This is a genomic window from Pseudomonas sp. PP3, from assembly GCF_905336995.1.
Classification (GTDB): domain Bacteria; phylum Pseudomonadota; class Gammaproteobacteria; order Pseudomonadales; family Pseudomonadaceae; genus Aquipseudomonas; species Aquipseudomonas reinekei.
In genome coordinates this window covers 4842520-4858804 of the sequence record NZ_HG995459.1, presented here as the reverse complement: position 1 = coordinate 4858804, position 16285 = coordinate 4842520, and the positions used below count along the sequence as shown (strand labels likewise).

16 protein-coding genes and 1 pseudogene are annotated in these 16285 nt (G+C 58.7%); 13 read left to right on the top strand and 4 right to left on the bottom strand.

Going from position 1 to position 16285, the window contains the following annotated elements:
* Window positions 1-123: 123 nt before the first annotated feature.
* Window positions 124-1143: a DUF4917 family protein gene (locus KHO07_RS22100; protein WP_212625549.1), complete on the bottom strand. Its 1020-nt coding sequence runs from the start codon at window positions 1141-1143 to the stop codon at window positions 124-126.
* Between the two features lie 147 nt (window positions 1144-1290).
* Here KHO07_RS22100 and KHO07_RS22095 point away from each other — a divergent pair, with 147 nt between their 5' ends.
* From KHO07_RS22095 to KHO07_RS22060, 8 genes are all read left to right on the top strand, one after another.
* Complete coding sequence (locus tag KHO07_RS22095) at window positions 1291-2199, top strand: LysR family transcriptional regulator (RefSeq protein WP_212625548.1); 909 nt, start codon at window positions 1291-1293, stop codon at window positions 2197-2199.
* Window positions 2200-2436: 237 nt separating this feature from the next.
* Window positions 2437-3630, top strand: a complete 1194-nt coding sequence (locus tag KHO07_RS22090) for a CaiB/BaiF CoA-transferase family protein (RefSeq protein WP_212625547.1) — start codon at window positions 2437-2439, stop codon at window positions 3628-3630.
* A complete protein-coding gene (locus KHO07_RS22085; RefSeq protein WP_212625546.1) occupies window positions 3627-4559 on the top strand; it encodes a hydroxymethylglutaryl-CoA lyase in 933 nt (310 codons plus the stop codon). Before KHO07_RS22090 ends, KHO07_RS22085 begins: the two co-directional genes overlap by 4 nt.
* A 157-nt stretch (window positions 4560-4716) precedes the next feature.
* Window positions 4717-6048 (top strand): MFS transporter, encoded by a 1332-nt coding sequence (locus KHO07_RS22080; protein WP_212625545.1) that lies wholly within the window; start codon window positions 4717-4719, stop codon window positions 6046-6048.
* Between the two features lie 222 nt (window positions 6049-6270).
* The gene (locus KHO07_RS22075; protein ID WP_212625544.1) at window positions 6271-6909 is read left to right on the top strand and encodes a LysE family translocator; all 639 of its coding nucleotides are present in this window, start codon (window positions 6271-6273) and stop codon (window positions 6907-6909) included.
* A gap of 87 nt (window positions 6910-6996) precedes the next feature.
* On the top strand, window positions 6997-8343 hold the full coding sequence (locus KHO07_RS22070; RefSeq protein WP_212625543.1) for a sensor domain-containing diguanylate cyclase: 1347 nt from the start codon (window positions 6997-6999) through the stop codon (window positions 8341-8343).
* 117 nt (window positions 8344-8460) lie between these two features.
* Entirely contained in the window at window positions 8461-8619 is a 159-nt protein-coding gene (locus KHO07_RS22065) for a KGG domain-containing protein (RefSeq protein ID WP_007976786.1), read from the top strand.
* Between the two features lie 71 nt (window positions 8620-8690).
* Window positions 8691-9194, top strand: coding sequence for a DUF4142 domain-containing protein (locus KHO07_RS22060; RefSeq protein ID WP_150732225.1), 504 nt, complete (start codon window positions 8691-8693; stop codon window positions 9192-9194).
* Window positions 9195-9234: 40 nt separating this feature from the next.
* Here KHO07_RS22060 and KHO07_RS22055 read toward each other — a convergent pair whose 3' ends face one another.
* Window positions 9235-9645 carry a low affinity iron permease family protein gene (locus tag KHO07_RS22055; RefSeq protein ID WP_150732226.1) on the bottom strand — a complete coding sequence of 137 codons (411 nt, stop codon included), beginning with the start codon at window positions 9643-9645 and terminating at the stop codon, window positions 9235-9237.
* Window positions 9646-9855: 210 nt separating this feature from the next.
* Between KHO07_RS22055 and KHO07_RS22050 the strand changes: the two genes are divergently transcribed.
* Together KHO07_RS22050 and tam are read left to right on the top strand one after the other, a co-directional pair.
* Complete coding sequence (locus KHO07_RS22050) at window positions 9856-10941, top strand: type I restriction endonuclease (protein WP_212625542.1); 1086 nt, start codon at window positions 9856-9858, stop codon at window positions 10939-10941.
* Window positions 10942-11174: 233 nt separating this feature from the next.
* Window positions 11175-11945: a trans-aconitate 2-methyltransferase gene (tam, locus tag KHO07_RS22045; RefSeq protein WP_212625541.1), complete on the top strand. Its 771-nt coding sequence runs from the start codon at window positions 11175-11177 to the stop codon at window positions 11943-11945.
* Window positions 11946-12217: 272 nt separating this feature from the next.
* Here the strand turns inward: tam and KHO07_RS22040 are convergent, their stop codons facing one another.
* Window positions 12218-12487, bottom strand: a complete 270-nt coding sequence (locus KHO07_RS22040) for a short-chain dehydrogenase (RefSeq protein ID WP_212625540.1) — start codon at window positions 12485-12487, stop codon at window positions 12218-12220.
* A gap of 1045 nt (window positions 12488-13532) precedes the next feature.
* On the opposite strand from KHO07_RS22040, the pseudogene KHO07_RS29295 reads away from it, so the two are divergent.
* Both KHO07_RS29295 and KHO07_RS22035 read left to right on the top strand, forming a co-directional pair.
* Window positions 13533-13616: pseudogene (locus tag KHO07_RS29295) on the top strand (integrase); the annotation flags it as partial.
* Between the two features lie 84 nt (window positions 13617-13700).
* Window positions 13701-13976 carry a hypothetical protein gene (locus KHO07_RS22035; protein WP_212625539.1) on the top strand — a complete coding sequence of 92 codons (276 nt, stop codon included), beginning with the start codon at window positions 13701-13703 and terminating at the stop codon, window positions 13974-13976.
* Between the two features lie 198 nt (window positions 13977-14174).
* Here the strand turns inward: KHO07_RS22035 and KHO07_RS22030 are convergent, their stop codons facing one another.
* Window positions 14175-14945, bottom strand: a complete 771-nt coding sequence (locus tag KHO07_RS22030) for a DUF3313 domain-containing protein (RefSeq protein ID WP_212625538.1) — start codon at window positions 14943-14945, stop codon at window positions 14175-14177.
* A gap of 289 nt (window positions 14946-15234) precedes the next feature.
* On the opposite strand from KHO07_RS22030, the gene KHO07_RS22025 reads away from it, so the two are divergent.
* Window positions 15235-16260, top strand: coding sequence for an NAD-dependent epimerase/dehydratase family protein (locus tag KHO07_RS22025; RefSeq protein WP_212625537.1), 1026 nt, complete (start codon window positions 15235-15237; stop codon window positions 16258-16260).
* Window positions 16261-16285: the final 25 nt, after the last annotated feature.

The following is a 16285-nucleotide window of genomic DNA, read 5'->3' as shown; positions in this document are numbered from 1 at the left end:
TTGCTCCCGCTCGACTGCGCAGCAGTCGTAAAACCTGCCAGCGGATTTACCCTGAAAGTATGCAGGGGGCCGCTTCGCAGCCCAGCGGGAGCAAGCTCCCTCGCCACAAGTTCAGTGTTTGTCTCAGACTTCAACCGGAACAGTGAGCTTCGGGCTGCCAAGCGCATGGGTCTTCGAATCAAAAAACCGCAACTCAATACCCGTTCCTTCGAACACCTTCGCGTAATGCCGCTTCTGATGCTGGATGAACGCCTTGCTGCGCGGATAAATCGAGATCGCCAGCACCTGCGGTTTTGCCAGGCGCAGGGCGTGGATGATGTGGCTGTCCTGCTCGCCCAGCGCATGTCCGAAGATGCACAAGCCGTCGCCGTGGCCGAGTAGCTGCTCGTAGCAGAACGACAGGTAATCGGAACTGCGAATGGTCTTGAGCTTGTCCGCACTCGGGCCTTCGTTGACGAACAGCGGTACGTCATCGAGGGTCTTGATCGTGTTGTTGATGGCGAAATTGCCCAGCAACGTGCCCTCGGTCGACATCAGTTTGCGCGCCGTACCGTCCTGATTGCGCACCAGGTGCAGCCCGCCATGCAGGTACAGCAAACGGGTTTTATCGGTGGCGGTGACGCTCAGGTCGAAGGCGGGTTCGTCACCCTGAAACAGATCGGTGATCGCCTCGGGCTGATGTTGCACCGCCCAGTAGTTGAGCAGGTCGTAATTGGTGGTGAACACCGTGCGATAGGTGCTCAATTCCTGATTGATGGTCGCCAGCGTCGACGGCACCACCAGTCGCCAAGGGATGTGCACCGCATGCACGGTGTTGATCAGCGCTTCCTTGATCGCGTAGTAGCGGTTACGCGGCGCGGCGGAACTCACGGCCAGCGCCTTGTTGACCCGGCTGGTGGTTTTCAGCGCGCTCAGCACTTGCTCGAAACTGCGGCTCTGCATCGCGTCGAACACGCTCAACTCGGAGGGGCTCAGCGGTTTTTCTTCGACGGTGCGAGCGTTTTCGAACAGTGAGTCGTAGCCGAAATCGTCCCACACCGCGCGGCTGGCGCCATTGCCCACCAGCAGGCCGCCGAACGCAGCGTTCGTGCGCAGGGCGTTCCAGTCTTCAAGTTGGGCATCGACATCCTGGAAATCGGTCATTGCGTTGTTCGACTCACGGCAAAAAAAGGGTGATGGGCGGCGACTTTATCACGACCGGGTGCAGAGCCAGCGTGTTCTCACCGGGCACAGCCCGGGCGAACAACGCTATGCTGCGACTTCGTCCGAGCCAACATCACCGAGCCCCTGATGCTGCAAAAAAGCCTGATCCGCCGCCTCGACCTGATCACCCTGCAACTGTTTGTCGCCGTGCACGAAGAGGGCACGCTGACCCGTGCCGCCTCGCGCGAAGCGATTGCCGTGTCGGCGGCGAGCAAGCGTTTGATGGAGCTGGAAGAGGCGCTGGGCATCAGCCTCTTCGTGCGTCAGGCCAAAGGCATGACGCTGACGCCGGCCGGCGAAACCTTGCTGCATCATGCGCGGCAAATGCTGTTCAACGTCGAGAAAATGGGGCTGGAACTGGGCGAGCACAGTCACGGGGTGCGCGGCTATGTGCGGATGCTCGCCAATCTCTCAGCGATCATTCAGTTTCTGCCGGAAGACTTGCGGGACTTTTCCGCGCGTCACCCGCAGGTCAAGACCGACCTCGAAGAACGCCCCAGCGCCGGGGTGATTCAGGGGGTTCTGGATGGCGTGGCTGACCTCGGCATCTGTTCCATCGACAGCGACATCAAAGGCCTGCACAGCGTGTTGTACCGCCCGGACAAACTGGTGGTGCTGATGCCGCCGCATCATCCGCTGGCCAACCGTTCAAGCGTCGCCTTCGCCGATACCCTGGACAGCGATTACGTCGGCCTGCACGCCGCCAGCTCGATCAACATGCGCACCCACGCCGCCGCGCGCGAGGCCGGCAAGGTGCTGCGGGTGCGCATCCATGTGCCGGGGTTCGACGCCATGTGCCGCATGGTACAGGCCAACATGGGCATCGGCGTCCTGCCGCAGCGGGCCTATGAATTGTTTGGTCGGGCACTGGGACTGACGGCAGTGCCGCTCAGCGACGACTGGTCGGATCGCGCCTTGATCGTGGTGGTGCGTGATGAGGCGTTGCTGTCGCCGGTGAGCCGGATGTTGTTTGAGCATTTGCGTGGTTCTGTCTGACAGATTTTCATTGACTGGACTGGTCTCTTCGCTGGCAAGCCAGCTCCTACAAGGATCGGCGGCGCACACGGATCCCTGTAGGAGCTGGCTTGCCAGCGATGGCGGCATGGAGGCCGCGATAATCTCCGCGGTCGTTCGCGTTTCGCGAACGCCCGTTGCCCACTGAAGGTTGGATTCCTTTGTCCCCGGTCCTCTAGCCTTGGCAGCAATTCCAAGAACAACTAGAGGTCCCCCGCGATGACTGCCCCCTTGAGTGCAATCAAAGTGATCGAGATCGGCACGCTGATCGCGGCGCCGTTCGCCGCGCGCATGCTCGCCGAGTTCGGCGCCGAAGTGATCAAGATCGAAGCCATGGGCCAGGGCGATCCCCTGCGCAAATGGCGCAAGCTGCACGAAGGCACCTCGTTGTGGTGGTACCTGCAATCGCGCAACAAGAAATCCCTGGCGCTGAACCTCAAATCCCCCGAAGGTATCGAGCTGGTCAAGCAACTGGCGACCAGCGCCGACGTGCTGATCGAAAACCTGCGCCCCGGCGCCCTGGAAAAACTCGGCCTCGGCTGGGATGTGTTGCATGCCCTCAACCCGAACCTGACCCTGGTGCGGATTTCCGGCTACGGCCAGACCGGCCCGTACCGCGACCGGCCCGGCTTCGGCGCCATCGGCGAGGCCATGGGCGGGATTCGCTACACCACGGGCACCCCGGGTTCACCGCCGGCGCGGGTGGGCGTCAGCCTCGGCGATTCCCTGGCGTCGCTGCACGCGGTGATCGGTGCGCTGATGTCGCTGCTGCGGGTCAAGACCGGGCAGGGCGGTGGGCAAATCGTCGATGTGTCATTGGCCGAAAGCGTGTTCAACGTCATGGAAAGCCTGGTGCCCGAATACGACATGCTCGGCCATGTGCGCGAACGTAGCGGCGGTGCCTTGCCGGGCATCGCGCCTTCCAACACGTACCTCACGGCCGATGGCGCCTACGTGGTGATCGCCGGCAACAGCGACCCGATCTATCGCCGCTTGATGAACGTGATTGGCCGCGCTGATCTGGCTGAAGCGCCGGAATATGCCCACAACGACGGACGTGCGGCCAAGAGCAATCTGCTCGACGCAGCGATCACCCACTGGACCAGCAGCCTGCCCATCGACGACGTGCTGGCCGCGCTGGAAGCCGCCGAAGTCCCGGCCGGGCGCATCTATTCGGTGGCCGACATCGTAGCCGATCCGCACTATCAGGCGCGGGACATGCTGCTCAACGCCGAACTGCCGGGCGGCGTCACGGTGAAGATGCCGGGCATCGTGCCGAAACTCTCGCAAACCCCCGGCGGCGTGAATTGGTCAGGTCCCGGACTGGGCCAGCACACCGACGGCATCCTCGCGCAATTGGGCCTGACCGTCGCCGACATCGAACGCCTGAAAACCCAAGGAGTGGTGCAATGATCACTGATTATTCCGAGCGCCTGATCGTTCAGGAAGTTTCCCCGCGTGACGGTTTGCAGATCGAGCCGACCTGGGTTGAAACCGTCGACAAAATTACCCTGATCAATCAACTGTCGCTGGCCGGGTTCAGTCGTATCGAAGCCGGGTCGTTCGTGTCGCCAAAAGCCATTCCGGCCTTGCGCGATGGTGAACAGGTGTTCAAGGGCATCGACCGGCAACCGGGGGTGATCTATGTCGCGTTGATCCCCAACCTGAAGGGCGCGCAACGGGCAATGGCCTGCAGCGCCGATGAGCTGAATCTGGTGATGTCCGCCAGCCAGACCCACAACCTGGCGAACATGCGCATGCATTGCGAAGACTCGCTGGCCGCGTTTGGCGAGATCGTACAGTCCGTTGGTGATAGCAACGTTCGGCTCAACGCCAGCATCGCCACCACCTTCGGCTGCCCCTTCGAAGGCAAGATCGATGAAGACCGGGTGTTGCAGATCGTCGAGGCCTATCAGGAACTCGGCATCCAGGGCATCACCCTGGCCGACACCACGGGCATGGCCAACCCGCGCCAGGTGGATCGCCTGGTGCGGCGGGTGTTGCAGCGGGTATCGCCCGCGGATCTGACCCTGCATTTCCATAACACCCGAGGCCTCGGTTTGTGCAACGTGCTGGCCGCTTACGAGGCTGGCGCTCGGCGTTTCGACGCGGCCTTGGGCGGCCTGGGCGGCTGTCCATTCGCGCCGGGAGCTTCGGGCAATATCTGCACTGAAGACCTGGTCAATTTGTGCGATGAGATCGGGATCCCAACCGGCATCGATCTGCCGTTGTTGCTCAAGCTCTCCCGAGAATTGCCAGCGTTGCTCGGCCACGAAATACCCGGCCAACTGGCCAAGGCCGGACGTAACTGCGACCTGCATCCCCTGCCGCACAACTTGTAGGAGCCGGCTTGCTGGCGATGCGGACGTGCCAGTCAACCTCAATCTCGACTGACACACGGCATCGCCAGCAAGCCGGCTCCTACAGAAAGAAAGTCACCACCCACCAGACAACAAAAACAATCGGACACCCCAAGGGAAGTCCGCCTGGAGAAATGCAATGAGCCTTAATGCACTGGAGGCCGGCGCGATCCCGGCCGTTAGCCACGATGAAGAAAAAGCCCTGGTCAGCAAGGTCGCCTGGCGCCTGATGCCGCTGATCATGGTCTGCTACTTGTTCGCGTTTTTCGACCGCATCAACATCAGCTTCGCCAAGTTCCAGCTACAGGCCGACCTGAGCCTGAGCGACACCGCTTACGGCCTCGGCGCCGGGCTGTTCGTGGTCGGTTATGTGATTTTCGAAGTGCCGAGCAACATGATGTTGTACAAGGTCGGCGCTCGACGGTGGATCGCCCGGATCATGATGTCCTGGGGCCTGGCCACTGCGTTGATGGTGTTCGTCAACAGCGAATGGCAGTTCTACGTCCTGCGCTTCGTGATCGGTGCGATGGAAGCAGGCTTCGCCCCTGGCGTGCTGTATTACCTGACGCTGTGGTTCCCGCAGCACTACCGCGGGCGCATCACTTCGATGCTGTTCCTGTCGTCGGCGTTCGCTGGCCTGGTTGGCGCGCCGTTCTCCGGGCTGGTGTTGCAACACCTCGACGGTTTTATGGACATGCGTGGCTGGCACTGGTTGTTCCTGCTCGGCGGCGTGCCTTGCATCGGCCTCGGTTTGCTGGTGCTGACCTTGCTCAAGGATCGCATCGAAGACGCCCATTGGCTGACACCCTCTGAGAAAACGCTATTGGCCAGCCGCATTGCGCACCATGAACCCCACAAGAGCGGCGGGTCGTTACTTGCAGCGCTGCGGATTCCGGGTTTCCTGACCCTCGGCTTGATCTACTTCCTGATTCAGGTAGCGTCCTACGGCTTGAATTTCTGGGCGCCGCAATTGATCCGCAGTGCCGGCACCGAAAGCCCGGTGATGATCGGTCTGCTGACCTCCATCCCTTACATCTGCGGCGCCATCAGCATGGTGGTGATCGGGCGGTTGTCCGACTCGACAGGCGAGCGGCGCAAGTTTGTCGCCGGATTGGTTGCTGTCGGCGCGATTGGCTTCTTCTGTGCGGGAATCTTCGCTGACCACACGACCTTCCTGATTGTCGCCCTTGGCTTGCTCGGCGCCGGGATCATCGCCTCGATCCCGAGCTTCTGGACCCTGCCACCGAAACTGCTGGCCGGTGCTGGCGCAGGGGCTGCGGGCGGGATTGCGGTGATCAACACCCTGGGCCAGTTCGGCGGTATCGTCAGCCCGGTCATGGTCGGCCGCATCAAGGACCTCACCGGCAGCACCACGCCGGCGCTGTATGTGATTGGTGTGTGTGCGCTGATCGCGGTGGCGCTGCTGATGTGGGGACTGCCGCAGAAACTGCGCACCCTCGACAAAGCCTAGAAAAATCGCAAGTTACGCCATCTCCCACAGGGACCACGCATCCCTGTGGGAGATGGCGCAGCCTGCGATCTTCTGATTCTCAAGATGTCACCGTCATCACTTCCCCTCCCTGCTTTACCCGAAATTCATCGACTGATGAAGTTCTTCGACGATCTGTCAGTCAGCAACTAAAGACCTGATATAGACTGGCGACCATTTACCACCTGTGCAAAAGGACTTCCCATGACCCCCTCGTTGCTGATGGCTGTTCTCGCCTCGGGATTCATTTACGGCATCACCCCGGGACCGGGTGTTTTGGCCGTGTTTGGCATTGGCGCGGCGCATGGGCGGCGAGCGGGGGCCGGGTTTCTTTGCGGGCATTTGCTGGGGGATGTGATCTGGTGCAGCACCGCGCTGGTAGCGATTGTCGGGGCACGGGAAATCGGCAGCACCGCGTTTGACGTGCTGGGCGTGCTCAGTGGCCTCTATCTGTTCTGGCTCGGCTGGCGTGCGGTGAGGGCGCGGCGCAACAGTGCCGATGCGCCGCAAGGCCCGGCGCGCCAACCGTTTTGGCATGGCATCCTGTTCGGCCTGACCAACCCGAAGGCCTACCCGGTGGCGGTAGCCACGTTCACGGCATTGTTGTCGAGCCGCGCCGAATTGTTGACCTGGTCGATGTTGCCGTGGCTGATATTCCTGAGCTTTGTTGGCGGCCTTATTGCTTACGCTATCCTCATCGGCATTGTCGGGGCGCAGCGGGTTCGCACCTTGTATCAACGTCATGAGCTGGCGATTACGCGGTTGTGCGGGGTGATGTTCATCGGTTTTGCTATCAATGCTTTGGCCCATGCGCTGCCGGGGCTGGTGACGAACAAGGTTTGACGCTGATCGCTCGGATGCATCAGCCGCACATGTACGGGTCAGGGATATGTTTCTATTGCTGCATTGTTCGGACACGCGCTCGGCACCATGACCACCAGAAACTCCGCTCCGATGGCGAGCTACATCGACCTCCTGCTGGACGCCGTTTGCGCGGTCGACAAACAAGGTCGCTTCGTTTTTGTCAGTGCCGCCTGTGAGCGTATTTTTGGCTATACCCCCGACGAATTGATCGGCCAGCCAATGATCGAACTGGTGCACCCGGCCGATCGCCAGCGCACCCTCGACGCCGCCCGCGAGATCATGGACGGCGAGCCCAAGCTCAACTTTGAAAACCGTTACCTGCGCAAGGACGGCCAGGTGGTGCACATCCTCTGGTCGGCGCGCTGGTCGGAGGTCGACCAGCTGCGAATTGCCGTGGCCCGCGACATCACCGAGCGCAAGCAGGCCGAGTCCCGGCAGGCGGCACTTTATGCGATTTCCGAAGCAGCCCATGCGGCGGAAGACCTGCTGGCGCTGTTTAAACGTATCCACCTGATCATCGGCGAATGGTTGCCGGCGCTGAATTTTTCCGTCGCGTTGTTCGACGAACACTGCGCAGAGCTGAATTTCCCCTACCACGTCGACGACCACGAACCACAACCCGAGCAGCCCGGCACGATCACCGCTCGGCTGTGCGCCGAAGTTATCCGTAGCGGCCTGCCGATCCTGCTGACCCCGGGCCAGGAAAACCCGCCCAAGGGCTTCGAGGTGCTGGTGACCGGGCAGAGTTCGCCGTGCTGGCTCGGCGTGCCGCTGAACTCACAGAACGGCACCATCGGCGCACTGATCGTCAAAAGCATCCCGGGGGGCGAGCGCTACACCGAGCAGGATAAAGAGCTGTTGCAGTACGTCTGCGCCCAGGTCGCCACGGCGATCGAACGCAAGCAATTGCACGAGCGGTTGCAACGCATGGCCCAGTACGATCAGTTGACCCAGCTGCCCAACCGCGGATTGCTGCGTGACCGGCTCAAAGTTGCCATCGAGGCGGCGCGTGAGGCGCAGGGGCGCATGGCGCTGCTGTACGTCGACCTCGATCGCTTCAAGCAGGTCAACGACACGCACGGTCATGCGGTGGGCGACATGCTCCTGCAAACCGTGGCCAATCGGCTCAAGGGCTGCGTGCGCGAAACCGACACGGTGGCGCGCATCGGCGGCGATGAATTCGTGGTGTTGTTGCACAGCATCCACGCCTCGGGCGATGCCGATTGCGTGGCGGGCAAAATCCGTCAGGTGCTGGCCGCACCACTGCGCCTGGACGGGCACAGCCTGAACATCCAGCCAAGCATCGGCGTTGCCCAGTATCCCGAACACGGGACGGAAGAAACGCAGTTGTTCCGGCATGCCGACGAAGCCATGTACACCGCCAAGCGCGAGCAACACCTGCGGCTCGTCTGAAAAAATCGCCACCGTTCGTCGTGGCGATTACAGGTTTTCTAAACCTTTTGCATCGCGAAAATTCAGATTCTATGCGGGCTCCAGCTCGCCGCGATCAATACCAAGAGGTAGAGAATCATGCCTAACTCAAGAAACTCGAACTCGGGAAACTTCGCCAACGATCGAACCAAGGCCTCTGAAGCCGGTCGCAAAGGTGGGAAAACCACCACAACGACTGTCGATAAAGAGCCTGCGAAACCCGATATGGGCCGCAAGCCCGGACAGAAATCCAAGTAAGGATGAAGGTGGTTTTGATTGAGAAGCGGGGGCGAAAGCTCCCGTTTGAATTTGAAGAGGAGGGCGCGACCATGAGCCCGATGGCCACCCGATTACGCAACAGCGGTTTTGCCGTATTACTGGGCCTGTGCGCCAACAGCGCCTTTGCCCAGACACCCACCGAATTCATCAACGATGCATCGGCCAAGGGGGTGGCCGAAATCGAAGCCAGCCGCCTGGCGCATCAGAAAGCCGAATCCAAGGAGGTCAAGGATTACACCATCGTCGTGATCAACGACCGCACCACCGCCAACCAGCATCTGGCGAAAATCGCCAAGCAACTGGACCTGCCGGTGGCACCCCGCGAAGAAGTCGTGGAGAAGGCCAAGACCTTGATGCCGCAGGTCATGGACGGCGCGACGTTCGATGAGGCGTACGCCGCGAGCCAGGTGAAGACGACTCAAGAAGCCATCGAGCAACTTGAACAAACGGCGCAAACCACCGACGTGCCGCAAATCAAAGCCTTCGCCGAAGAAACCTTGCCCAAACTGCAAAACCATCTGCAAATGGCCAGGGCGCTGCAGGCCAGTCGCTAGGCGCTGCATGGCTCAGGCGACTTCGGTCGCCTGAGCAACTTCAGCAGTCCTGCAAACCTGACTTGCCCTTTTCTTCGACAACAGTACCTTCCAGTTTTATCGTCTGTCCCTCGCCAAGCTTGCGGTACTGCTTTCTCAGCGCCTCCAGTTCCTTGAGGTCCAGCGCTTCCAGGCCCAGCATCGCGTTCTGCGCTTCTTTCGTCACCCGCAGCAATTCATCGACCTTCAAATGCAAAATGTCCGTGTCGCGGTTCTGCGTGTTCTGGATCAGGAACACCATCAGGAACGTAATGATGGTGGTCGAGGTGTTGATGACCAGTTGCCAGGTGTCGTTGTAACCGAATAACGGACCGCTCACCGCCCACAAAAAAATCAGAATGATCGCACCCATGAACGTCGTGGGGCTGCCGGCCCACAGAGCGAGTTTCTGCGCGACTTTTGCGAATTTCATGGTCGTGTTCCTTATTGGGGATGAACCTGAAATTCAGACATCGGCGGTGGGATGAAAATTCGGCTGAGATCGCGCTAATGAATCGAGGTAGTGGGCTAAATCTTAATTCTGGGTGGGAATCTTCCTTTGTGCCGGTTTGTGTCTAGTATCTATGACAGTCAATTTGCCAGCATGCATTAACACGGAACGATATCGAATAAGAGGGTACTCATGGAATTCTTCGAAAAGTTAGCAAGTCTCGCTGCCAAGGTCCGTTTGCAGGGTGCAGCCATCCAGACGGAGGAGGCGACCAAAAATGCTTTTGTCATGCCGTTTATCAGTACGGTACTGGGCTACGATGTTTTCGATCCGACCGAAGTGACGCCCGAGTTCGTTTGCGATATTGGAACGAAGAAGGGAGAGAAAATTGACTATGCGATTATGAAGGGGGGAGAGGTTCAGATACTTATTGAGTGCAAAAAAATAGGCGAGCCATTGCACATCAATCACGCCTCCCAGCTGTTTCGTTACTTTCACGTTACCAGCGCAAGAATCTCGATCCTTACCAACGGTCAGGTCTACAAGTTTTTCACCGACCTGGACGCGCCGAACAAAATGGATGAGAAACCGTTTCTGGAACTCGATCTATTGGACATCGATGAGTATTCGGTCCCCGAGTTGATCAAACTCACTAAGTCGGCGTTTGATGTAGATTCGATCATTAGCGCCGCAGGTGAGTTGAAGTACGTCAGCCAGATCAAGAAGGTCATTGCTTCTCAGGTGAGCAAGCCCGATGACGATTTCGTAAAAGTGTTTGCTTCACGGGTTTACGACGGGGTGATTACGCAAAAGGTCCGCGATCAATTCCACGAACTTACGCGAAAGGCTGTTGTGCAGTTTCTCAATGACCAGATCAATGACCGTCTCAAGTCGGCCATGAGTGGCGCCATTCAGCCTGCACTGGCCTCACTGCCGATCACTACCGGTAACTCTGAGCAACCAGAGGTTCGAGACGAGTCAGAGGACAAAGTATTGACGACGTTGGAAGAACTGGAGGGCTATCACATCGTCCGTGCAGTGGTCCGGTCGGTTGTCGATGCCAAACGAATTGTTCAACGCGACACCCAAAGCTACTTCGGCATCTTGCTTGATGATAACAACAGGAAACCGATCTGCCGCCTGCACTTCAACCGTTCACAGAAATACATCGGCATATTTGACGAAGAGAAAAATGAAACCCGGCATGCCATCAACTCCGTCGATGACATTTACGAGTACTCGGATCACTTGAAGAAGACCGTCGGATACTACGATTAGGTTTGCTGTCTAGCGACGATGGTCAATCTATTTGCAAAACCTGTGGGAGCGAGCTTGCTCGCGATAGCGCCCTGTCAGTCCACGACAATGTTGACTGTGCATTCGCCATCGCGAGCAAGCTCGCTCCCACAATTTTTGTGCCAAAAGTGCAATAGAGCAGACCTGCCGGCCGATGTATCGTAGCAATCCGGTTTGGCTTAATGGGCTGAACGACGCACCGACAGGAGAACGCAATGAGTTGGTCCGCCAAACAATACGTCGCTTTTGAAGATGAACGCACCCGTCCCGCCCGTGACCTGCTGGCGGCGATTCCCGCTGGGGACGTGCGTTCGGCCGTGGACATCGGTTGCGGCCCCGGCAACTCCACCGAGTTGCTGGTAGAGCGTTTTGCCGGGGCGACGGTGCGGGGGCTGGACAGTTCGCCCGATATGATCGAAGCCGCACGCAAGCGCTTGCCGCAGGTGCGGTTCGACCTTGCGGACATCGACACCTGGCTGGAAAGCGGCCCGTTCGACGTGATTTTTGCCAACGCGGTGTTGCAGTGGTTGCCGGACCACGCCACGTTGCTGCCTTCGCTGGTGAGCAAACTTTCTCCCGGTGGCAGCCTGGCGATCCAGATGCCGGACAATCTCAACGAACCTTCGCACCGCTTGATGCGTGAAGTCGCGGCTGACGCCCCATGGGCGGGCAAACTGGCGGGCGCCGCTGGCCAGCGAACTGAGATGGAAAGTGCCAGCGGTTACTACTCGATACTGAAAGCCTGCTGCACCCGCGTCGATGTGTGGCGCACCACCTATCATCACCCATTGGCGGGCGGTGCCTCGGGTGTGGTCGAGTGGTTCAAGGGCAGTGGTTTGCGGCCGTTTCTCGAACCGCTGGATGAGGCAGAACGGGCGCAGTATCTGAAGCAATATCAGGCGGCTATCGAAAAGGCTTATCCGGCGCTGAGCGATGGTTCGGTGCTGCTGCCGTTTCCGCGGTTGTTTCTGGTGGCGACGCGCTGAGGTGAAAAAGGGGCAGGTGTCATCTGCCCCTTTTTTTCGCGCGTCTGGCGCTCAGGTATTCAAAAATGAATGAAGCAAAGCCGAACAACCCGATCATTGAAATGATCATGATCCCCAACTCTGAACTGGCCATGTTGATCTCTTGGCTAAAGGTGAGCCGAGAGAGTAATTGATCTTTCTCCGGGCTCAACGCCTTGCTACGGATTCTTTACTGCCGCTCGAAAATCCATACGAAAAATAGACGAGCGCCTTCAAAGGCGCCCGAATAATCGTCAGGACGTTTCTGCGTCCATGCGCCGGGCGATCACATCCAACACATCGCAACCATCGCGCAATGGTATGGAGCACAGCAATGCGAAGTCGCTGAGAATGACCGAGTCGGTGCTGATTTCATCTCGCATCGCGAGGTTTTCGAGAACCTGCGTCACGGCACCGATTCGATATCGGGCGCTGCTGAGCAGTGAGTGAAGCGGTTGGGTGGTGTTGACGTAAAACGAAGGGAGGTCGTCGGCGTTGCTGGTTAAAGCCATATATTCATTCATGAGTGATTCCTTGAATTGAGGAGATTCCACCACTCAGTGTCGCCAAACAAAGGGTGGCAGCTATACGCGGGTTGGCGAACCGGGACAAGGCAAACCGGCAGACCCTAGAGTCTCCCACGCACAGCCGCCAAAAAAGGCAGATGAGTGCGTTCAGAAACGCTCCGAGATAGCCCGGAGGTTTCTGTGCTTTGCCATCGAGTCGCCAAACGCGATACGCCATTTGGGCGCGTACCGACTATAGATCTCATGACAAAAGCACAGCAATGCGCAAGTGTACGGACATTTCCCAGACTATTGTAGGACGTTGCTTTTTCTGAAAAACGGCTTCGTTTGAGCGTTCTAATTTCGAGGGTGGGACCAGCGATTCACGAAATGCCGGACATAAAAAAACCGGCCATCAAGGCCGGTTTTTTCTGTCTCTACATCCCCCGTCAAAATCCTCTTAACGTGAGATCAAAATTCGATTGGAGCGGTGAAGGGAGCAGAAGTATTCAGAAGATATAGGGGTTCTAAGATGTTTTGAAGTGCTGGTGTACATGTGGGTGTACAAAATAAAATTTCCAGTAGCTAACGCGAGCTATGGCTTTCAACGCAATCAAGCTATCCAGCACTTAGGTGTTCCAGATGTTCAATGCAGCGGAGCTGTGCAGATTCTGACCTACGTTGAAAGGTGATGTTGGGTGGCGGGGCCAGGCCAACAGCCGTCGTTCCATGACGGGAGCGGATCGGCGAATTGCGCGCCGATCGCGGTGAAAGTCAGTACACAAGCCAACATGGCGGCCAGAATCGTTTGTGCACGTACCGTTTTCATCAATTCGGCTCTCAAAATAGAGACCGCGCCCAATGATACGGGAGCGGTCCAGCTAGCGGGATCAGCCTTGCATTGCGCGAACATCAATTGAGTGCGCCCGCCCGCCGGCGGACGCGAGGTGCGAGTTTTTTCTGTTTTTTCTGTTTTTTCTGTTTTTCTGTTTCATCTTTTCAGCAATTTCTTTGTCTACTTCCTCACGTATCTGATCGATGCTGAAGCTCGCCGGACGTTGACTTGGCGGATATCCGAGTAAGACTTCAGCTTGCTGAGAAGATGCGTGATTTGGCGCTCTTCAACTTGGCCATCGATAGCAAACTGTAGGATCGAGCGTACCGCGAAGTCGACCGAGCGCGGGAAGAAGGCAAGTCGCGCCAAGTAGAGCTGCGCGAACTGCAGCGTCAGTTGAAGGATAGCCGGCAAACGCTGGAAGCCTGCCACACGGCATTGACCGAGTGTAAACGCGAGGCCTCGGCCCAGCAGGCGCGCGCTGAACTCGCGTCGGAACAGGGCGGCCAGGAACGAGCCGCCTTGCAAGCACAAGCCGAGGCGGCGCAGCAGGTGCTAGCCGAGGTTCAGCGCAACGCCATTGCGCAACAGGCGCGTACTGACGCCCTCGAAGCTCAATTCGCTCAATTGCGAGACACATTGCAGAGCAAACGGCAGCGCAATCGCCCTTGATCGGCGGCACTACTTCACTTTGATCACACAGGTCGCGCTCGCCGCATTGAACGACATGAAACCAAGGTTTGCATAGGAGCAACTGATGACCACTGATGACCTGCAGTCGGCCCATGGGAGAAGGCTGCGACGAAGCTGCACCGGGATTGACGCCGGCCGCTCAATACCCGGTGTTCGCGCGCCTAAATCTCTGTGGAGTTACTCGCTGGCCTGGACACAATCGCTCGCCCCACGACGTTCGCAGAGCCGGTAGCGCAAGCGCTCAGCCCAGTAGAGCCCGGCTGCGTTGACATCGCTCCATGAGTCGTAGGTGCTGCTTTCAAACAGACCGATGATCGGCCGCCGCGAGCCGACCCGGCGATCGATTTCGGCGGCGATCACTTCTCCGGTCTTGGCGTCGTCAATCTTGCCTTCGATGGTCACTTGTCCGGTAAACGGTGGCTTGCCGGTGGTCTGTGTGATCGTCTGCATGGTCGCGGCCTTGGCCCCCGGCAGGCCAATCGGGATCGGGATGTAGGAGGCGGCTTTCATCGAGGCATCAGCCGCTTCAGCATCAACAATCGCCACCGAAATTTGCAAGGTGTCCGGCCCAGGCTGATTGACGATCTGGTAGTCCTTGCCCAGTTGTTCGGTCAATTGCTGGTGGAAGCCTTGAACGATGGCGGCGGTGTCGGTCGCAGGGGCATCGTGCAGCTTGGACTTGGGCCCGGCGTACAACTTGATCGGGTCAATGAGCACTTTGTTGTAGTGCGTAAAACTGGCGGCGGAAGCGAATTTCGGGTTGCGATACAAGCGCAATGCTTCCTTGTCTTCGCCTTCTTTCATTTTCGGATAGATATCCCCCAGGAACCCGGAGCCTGTCACGTCCTCCCCGAGGCTTGTGTGCCGGCCTGGCTGCGAAGTCGAAGAACAACCGGCCATCGTGATCAGTGCGGCAGTGAGGGTCAAAGTACTCAAGCGTGATTTCATGAAGTTCTTCCTTGGTTGCATCTTGGTTGGCCCTGCGGTTTAAAACCCAACATTCAGGGTAGTCGATCGAATGGCTGATGCACGTACCCGCACGGATTTCCTCCTAAACGCCAACCTTTGCACATTCTCGGCACGGGTTTACTACGCTGGCAGCATCTGATGGAAAGTTGGCGTGAAATGCAAAAACCGGATGGCCAAGGTGCATCAAGCTGACCTTGGGTCTGCGTGATCCGAAACTCAAAAAACAATTGCCGGAGCGACGGCTTCGAGCACGTCGCAAGGATCTCGTATGACGAAAACAACAATGCCCGTGGGTGCGGGCGGGCAAACCCCGCAAATTCCCCGTTCGGTGTTCATCACCGGGGCCAATGGTTTTATCGGCAAGGCACTGCTCAAACGCTACAAGGCTCTGGGTGCGCAGGTGCGAGGCATGGATCTGTTTGCCGACCCGGAAAATGACGTCGTCGCCGGGGACCTGACCCGGCCACAGGTCTGGGCCGAGCACGCCAAGGGTTGCGATTTGTTCATAAACACGGCGGCGGTCGTATCGCTGGCTGCGCCGTGGAAGCTCTATCGGGAAGTGTCAGTACAGGGCGTGCGCAATTGCCTGAACGTCGCGATTGCCGGCGGTGCGACGCGCTTCGTGCACATTTCTTCGATTGCGGCGCTGGGCTGGAACTACCCGGACAAGGCCGATGAATCATGCGACGTGGTGATTGGTAACCAGTATCGCTACGGCGTGGCCAAGGGTGCGAGCGAGCATGTGGTGTTGGCCAGCCATGCCGCCGGTGAGATCGATTGCACCGTTGTGCGGCCTGGTGATGTCTATGGTCCGGGTTCACGAGCGTGGCTGATCGAGCCGTTGAAGATGGCCAAGGCCGGTGCACTGATTCTGCCCAATGGCGGCAAGGGCGTCTTCACGCCGGTGTACGTCGAGGATTTGCTCGACGGCATCATGCTGGCGGCGGGCCTGGATCAGGCGTGCGGGCATATCTTCCATCTGAGCAGCGCCAGCCCCACCACCTGCAAGGCGTTTTTCGCCAATCACTGGCGCTGGGCCGGGCGCAGTGGCACGCCACGCACACTGCCACTGAGCCTGGCGACAGCGTTGACGCAGCTGATCTGGCGGGTCAACGGTTTGCTCAACATCAAAAGCGAAGTCACCCCGGACGCGATGTACATGCTGGCCCGTAGCGGCGATATTTCGATTGCCAAGGCACGGCGTTTGCTGGGGTATGAGCCGAAGGTGTCATTGGAAGAGGGCTTGCGTCGTTCCGAGGGCTGGTTGCGGGTGAACGGGCAGATCGCGCTGTAACCAGCGGGAGCGGGCTTGATGTTCA